This window comes from Rhodococcus sp. NPDC057014, from assembly GCF_042673295.1.
In the GTDB taxonomy this organism is placed as follows: Bacteria; Actinomycetota; Actinomycetes; order Mycobacteriales; family Mycobacteriaceae; genus Rhodococcus_F.
On sequence record NZ_JBHUSF010000447.1, the window covers coordinates 1 to 5,672 of the forward strand.

Genomic DNA, 5,672 nt, shown 5'->3' on the forward strand with positions numbered 1-5,672 from the left:
AAGGCGGCCGAGCAGGTGCTGGCGAAGTCGCCGACCGCGTGCGCGGTCACCCTCACCTCGCTGCGCCGGGCCCGGGTCGCGGGCAGCCTCGAGGAGGTCCTCAACGAGGAGTTCCGGGTGTCGGTGGCCTGCCTGGGTTCGGCCGATCTGGTCGAGGGGATCCGGGCGCAGGTCGTCGACAAGGACCGCAACCCGCGCTGGTCACCCGCCACCCTCGACGACGTCACCGACGACGTCGTCGCACAGTTCTTCACCCCCCTCGGCGACCTCGAACTCGGCCTCACGGCCCCGCAACCGCAGCACTGACCACCAGCCACACGCGTCCAGGAGGGACTGCTATGAGCACTACCGTCGGATTTCTGGGACTCGGCCACATGGGTGGTCCCATGGCGGCCAACCTCGTCAAGGCGGGGCACACGGTGGTCGGCTTCGACCTCGCGCCCGCCGCACTCGAGCAGGCAGTGAAAGACGGTGTCACCGTCGCCGATTCGGCCGTCGAGGCCGTACGGGAGGTGGACGTCGTGATCACGATGCTGCCGAGCGGCAAGCACGTTCTCGGGCTCTACGCGGAGATCCTGCCCGCCGCGAAACCGGGCACCCTGTTCATCGACTCGTCCACCATCGACGTCGCGGACGCCCGCGCAGCGCACGACGAGGCCGTCGAGGCCGGACACCGCTCGGTGGACGCACCCGTCTCCGGTGGCGTCGTCGGCGCCACCGCGGGAACTCTCGCGTTCATGGTCGGCGGCACGGCGGACGACTTCGAGTCCGCGAAGCCGTTGCTCGACGTGATGGGCAAGAAGGTCGTCCACTGCGGCGACCCGGGCAACGGTCAGGCCGCGAAGATCTGCAACAACATGATCCTCGGTGTGTCGATGATCGCCGTCAGCGAGGCATTCGTCCTCGGCGAGAAGCTGGGGCTGAGCAACCAGGCGCTGTTCGACGTCGCGTCCAACGCGTCGGGGCAGTGCTGGGCGCTGACCACCAACTGTCCTGTGCCCGGACCGGTTCCGACGAGCCCGGCCAACAACGACTACCAGCCGGGCTTCGCGGCCGCGCTGATGGACAAGGATCTCGGTCTCGCCGCGAACGCGCTGAAGACCAACGGCGTCGAGGCCGAACTCGGCCTCCGTGCCGCCGAACTGTACAGCCGGTTCCATGCCGCCGGCGGTGGTGGTCAGGACTTCTCGGCCATCATCAACGACATCCGCGAACGTTCCACCGAGGGAGAGCAGTGACCGACTTCGAGACCATCCTCCTGGAGCGCAAGGGCCGGGTGGGGATCATCACCCTCAACCGTCCGAAGGCGCTCAACGCCTTGAACTCCGAGCTGATGCGCGAGGTCGTGTCGGCGGTGGAGGAGTTGGAGAAGGATTCGGAGATCGGAGCCATCCTGATCACCGGTTCCGATCGGGCCTTCGCGGCGGGCGCCGACATCAAGGAGATGCAGCCCAAGTCGTACATGGACGTCTACCTGGACGACTTCTTCGCCGCGTGGGATCGCCTCGCCGCGGCCCGCAAGCCCACCATCGCTGCCGTCGCCGGCTACGCGCTCGGCGGCGGGTGCGAACTGGCGATGCTTTGCGACATCCTGCTCGCCGCCGACACCGCGAAGTTCGGTCAGCCGGAGATCAAACTCGGCGTCATCCCCGGCATCGGCGGCTCACAGCGCCTGACCCGCGCCGTGGGCAAGGCCAAGGCCATGGAACTGTGCCTGACGGGCCGGAACATGGACGCCGAGGAGGCCGAACGCGCAGGGCTGGTGTCGCGGATCGTGCCCGCCGCCGACCTCCTGGACGAGGCCCTGCAGACGGCGACCACCATCGCCCAGATGTCCCTCCCGGTCGCGATGATGGCGAAGGAAGCGGTGAACCGCTCCTTCGAAACCACCCTCACCGAGGGCGTCCGCTTCGAGCGCCGGGTGTTCCACTCGACGTTCGCCACCGAAGACCAGAAGGAAGGGATGGCGGCGTTCGTCGAGAAACGTCAGCCCGTCTTCAAGCACCGCTGAACAGCCGTACTCACCACTTGGTCGGCGCGTCTCCGGTGTCGAAATCGCCTGCCTCGCGGCGCAGTTCGGCGAGGATGGCGACCAGTTGTTCCAGCTTGTCACCGGACACGCCGGGGTGGGAGAACACCTGCGCGTTGAGCCGCTCGGTGGACTCGACCGCCAGTTTCCTTCCCGCGTCGGTGATCTCGATCAGCGTGGCGCGGCGGTCGCTCGGATGTGGAACACGCCGCACGAGATTCGCCGTCTCGAGCCGGTCGACGGCGTTGGTGACGCTCGTCGGGTGAACCTGAAGGCGCGCGCTGGCCTTCGCCATCGGAAGTGCACCGGTGCGCGTGAACGTCAGCAGTGTCAGCAATTCGTACCGGGCGAACGTGAGCCCCGACGGTTTGAGCACCTCTTCCACCCGCGCGATCATGATCTGATGGGCGCGCATCACCGAGGTCACCGCGGCCATGCCGTCGGCGACATCACCCCAGCCGTGCTTGGTCCACTGCCGGTGGGCCTCTTCGATGGGGTCGAGATGAAGTGGTGACGGTGGTGGCATGCGTCGATCATCCCATGTCGGGTGATGGGCCGTGAAAGTCTGCCGAGCGTGTCGTCAGCGGGCTTCCGCCTTCGCGGCGGCGGCCAGCGCCACCAACCCGAAGCCCGTGCACGCGGTCATGGTGACCGCAAGCGCGACGCCGGTGTTGCCCAGCACGCCCACCAGGGGAGCAATCAGGGCGCCGACACCGAACTGCAGGGCGCCGAGCAGCGCGGCAGCCGTGCCCGCCGCCTCCCCGTGCCTGCCGAGGGCCAGGGCCGGGGCATTGGGCAGGACGAAGCCGACACCGCCGAGGAGGAACCACAGGGGAACGACGAACCCGACGAGCCCGCCGAACTCGACATGCGCGGTGGTGATCAGCGCCAGCCCGGCCACCGTCGCGAAGCCGAGGGACGCCACGGTGATCTGCAGCGGCGACCAGCGCGCGAGGGCGCGGACGTTGAGTTGCGAGGCGCCGATCAGGGCGATCGCGCCGGAGCTGAACAGCAGCGCGAACTGCTGCTCGTCCAGGCCGTACTGGTCCTGGAAGACGAACGACGCACCGGAGACGTACGAGAACAGAGATCCCATCGCCACGCTCGACACGAGGGCGAGCACCATGAACGCCCGGTCTCCGAGCAAGCTCCTGTAGGTGCCCAGCACGGCGAGGAGGTTGCTCTTGCGGCGGCGCTCCGGCGGCAGCGTCTCCGCCAGACCCCACGCGCCGATCAACGCGGTCAGCGTGCCGATCACGGCGAGGACGACGAAGATCCCGCGCCAGTCGAGGGCGATGAGGAGCGCCCCGCCGATACTCGGGGCGAGCACGGGTGCGACGCCGAGGACGAGCATCAGCCGCGACATCACGACGGCGACGGTGTTCCCCGAGAACAGGTCGCGGACCACGGCGAGCGCGACCACCGCTGCGGCTGCGGCGCCGATGCCCTGGAAGACGCGGAGCACCCCCAGCACGGCCACGGTCGGCGCGAACACCGCGAGCACGGACGCGGCGACGTGCACACCGATACCGGCGATGAGGGGGCGCCTGCGCCCCAGACTGTCCGCCAGCGGTCCGACGATCAACTGCCCCAGCGCAAGGCCGAGCAGGGTGCCGGTGATGGTCAACTGGACCGCGGACGAGGATGCGCCGAGGTCGGTTCCGATGTCCGGTAGCGCCGGCAGATACATGTCGATGGTGAAGGGGCCGAGGGCCACCATCGCGCCGAGTACGAGGATCACCCGAAGGCTGGGCCGGAAGGTTGTCCGCTCGCCGGTCGGGGCGGCGCGTTCTTCGGTGTCGGTCATGAAGGAACACAGCAACGAGGCCACACGGTTTGTTCCCGCCCCGGCGTGTCGATTCAGAATCACCGTGAGCGCAACCCTCGCGCCCTCCGCGGCGGCGGGGCACAGTGGTCATCGATGCGGGTGTGACTGAGTGGTTGAGGTACCGGCCTGCAAAGCCGTTCACACGGGTTCGAATCCCGTCACTCGCTCGGGTGAGAACCGGCAGGTGATGCACCTGCCGGTTCTCTCGTGCGCGTGTTCACACGTCTTCGAGGCGAATGCCCTTGGTCTCCTTCATGAACAGGCACGCGACGCCGGTGAGGACGGCCAGCGCCATGATGTAGACGCCGAACACCCAGCCGAGGTCGAGTCCGAGGAGAAGCTGGTTCAGATACGGCGCGGTGCCACCGAACACCGCGACCGAGAACGAGTACGCGAACCCGATCGCCTGGGTGCGCAGTCGCGTCGGGAAACTCTCCGACAGCGTGGAGGACAGAATCGACGCCGGGACCGCGACGATCAGCAGCGCCACGGTGGTCGCGACCAGGAGGGTCCATCCGTCGGACGTGATCATCATGGTCAGCGGCAACTGCAGCGCGAACATCAGCACCGCGAAGGCACCCAGCATGGGTCGCCGGCCGATCTTGTCGGAGAGCAACCCGAGGAACGGCAGCGAGACCAGAGCGATCAGCTGAGCGATCACGAGCATCCAGTACGCGGTGTCGGGGTTCATGCCCTGCTGGGTGATCGCGTACGTGGAGACGTACGACGTCCAGGTGTAGTGCGCAGCCGTGATTCCCGACGTCATGCCGATCATCAGGAGGATCGCGCGGACGACGGTCCGGCGCGGGATCCGCGGCTGGTCGTCGTCCTTCTGTCCGGCGTCGAAAACGTCGCTTTCGTCCATGCTGCGGCGCAGGTAGAGGGCGACGAGCGCCAGCAGCGCGCCGATGAGGAACGGGACGCGCCAACCCCATTGACCGACAGCGGTATCGGACAGGGAGGAGGTGACGACGCCGCCGATGGTGTACGCCAGCACCGAACCACCGAAGATCGCGACGAAGGCGACGCTGCCCCACATGCCGCGCCGGTGTGGAGGCGCGATCTCACCGACGTACGAGTACGCGGTCGCGGATTCGCCGCCGTGTGCGAAGCCCTGCATGACCCGCGCCGCGAGCAGGATCAGCGACGCCCACGCGCCGATGGCCGAATAGGTGGGCATGATTCCGATGATCAGGCTGCCGGCCGCCATCATCAGCATCGTCGTGACGAGGACGAACTTGCGTCCACGCTTGTCGGCGATCCGGCCGAAGATGATGCCGCCGAGGGGACGCATGAGAAATCCGACCGCGAACACGGCGAGCGTCGACAGCAGGGCCGACACGGGGTCGGACGTGCTGAACATCGCCGCCGCGATGAACGGAGCGAAGACCGCGTACGCACTCCACTCGTACCACTCGAGGACGTTGCCGACGGAGCTGGCGAGTAGCGATTTCTTACGGGAAGCGAGGGTGGGTCCGGACTGGGTGTCAGGCTGCGCCTGGCGAGTGATGTCGACGTTCACGTGCAGTCACTTTCATCGGGGGCGTGGAGTCGCTGGGGAGAGGGGAAGAGTCGTCAGCGCAGGTCGCTACGCCGGATCTTGCCGGTCTGCGTCTTCGGCAGATCAGAGATGATGTGGACGAGCCGCGGCCGCTTGTACGCGGCGAGCCGGTCGCGGGCGAACGCGACCAGTTCGTCCTCGGTGGCGCTCGCGCCCTTGCGAAGCGTTCACGATCCCGGGCCGTCTGCCGCACTTCAGCGGTGAGGAGGGCACGCTGCGCCGGCAGGCCATCTCGATGGCGATCAACCGAGACC

Annotated in this window: 6 protein-coding genes, 1 tRNA gene and 1 pseudogene; 4 read left to right on the forward strand and 4 right to left on the reverse strand. The window is 67.7% G+C overall.

Annotation, left to right across the window (positions count from 1 at the left end; translation table 11 throughout):
• The 3 genes from ACFTZB_RS42320 to ACFTZB_RS42330 form a co-directional block, all read left to right on the forward strand.
• Positions 1 to 306: enoyl-CoA hydratase/isomerase family protein (locus ACFTZB_RS42320; RefSeq protein ID WP_378441438.1), on the forward strand; the 306-nt coding region annotated here is incomplete at its 5' end.
• Positions 303 to 1,238 (forward strand): 3-hydroxyisobutyrate dehydrogenase, encoded by a 936-nt coding sequence (gene mmsB, locus ACFTZB_RS42325; RefSeq protein WP_378441448.1) that lies wholly within the window; start codon positions 303 to 305, stop codon positions 1,236 to 1,238. The genes ACFTZB_RS42320 and mmsB, both read left to right, overlap by 4 nt.
• Positions 1,235 to 2,011, forward strand: coding sequence for an enoyl-CoA hydratase (locus ACFTZB_RS42330; RefSeq protein WP_378441440.1), 777 nt, complete (start codon positions 1,235 to 1,237; stop codon positions 2,009 to 2,011). The genes mmsB and ACFTZB_RS42330 overlap by 4 nt, the downstream gene beginning before the upstream one ends.
• 10 nt (positions 2,012 to 2,021) lie before the next feature.
• On the opposite strand, the gene ACFTZB_RS42335 is transcribed toward ACFTZB_RS42330, so the two are convergent.
• Both ACFTZB_RS42335 and ACFTZB_RS42340 read right to left on the reverse strand, forming a co-directional pair.
• Entirely contained in the window at positions 2,022 to 2,555 is a 534-nt protein-coding gene (locus ACFTZB_RS42335; RefSeq protein WP_378441442.1) for a MarR family winged helix-turn-helix transcriptional regulator, read from the reverse strand.
• 54 nt (positions 2,556 to 2,609) lie between these two features.
• Positions 2,610 to 3,860 carry a multidrug effflux MFS transporter gene (locus ACFTZB_RS42340; RefSeq protein WP_378441444.1) on the reverse strand — a complete coding sequence of 417 codons (1,251 nt, stop codon included), beginning with the start codon at positions 3,858 to 3,860 and terminating at the stop codon, positions 2,610 to 2,612.
• A gap of 92 nt (positions 3,861 to 3,952) precedes the next feature.
• Between ACFTZB_RS42340 and ACFTZB_RS42345 the strand changes: the two genes are divergently transcribed.
• Positions 3,953 to 4,024 (forward strand) — tRNA-Cys (locus tag ACFTZB_RS42345).
• 50 nt (positions 4,025 to 4,074) lie between these two features.
• Here the strand turns inward: ACFTZB_RS42345 and ACFTZB_RS42350 are convergent.
• Positions 4,075 to 5,379: an MFS transporter gene (locus ACFTZB_RS42350; RefSeq protein WP_378441446.1), complete on the reverse strand. Its 1,305-nt coding sequence runs from the start codon at positions 5,377 to 5,379 to the stop codon at positions 4,075 to 4,077.
• A gap of 53 nt (positions 5,380 to 5,432) precedes the next feature.
• A pseudogene (locus tag ACFTZB_RS42355) lies at positions 5,433 to 5,585 on the reverse strand (hypothetical protein); the annotation flags it as partial.
• Positions 5,586 to 5,672: the final 87 nt, after the last annotated feature.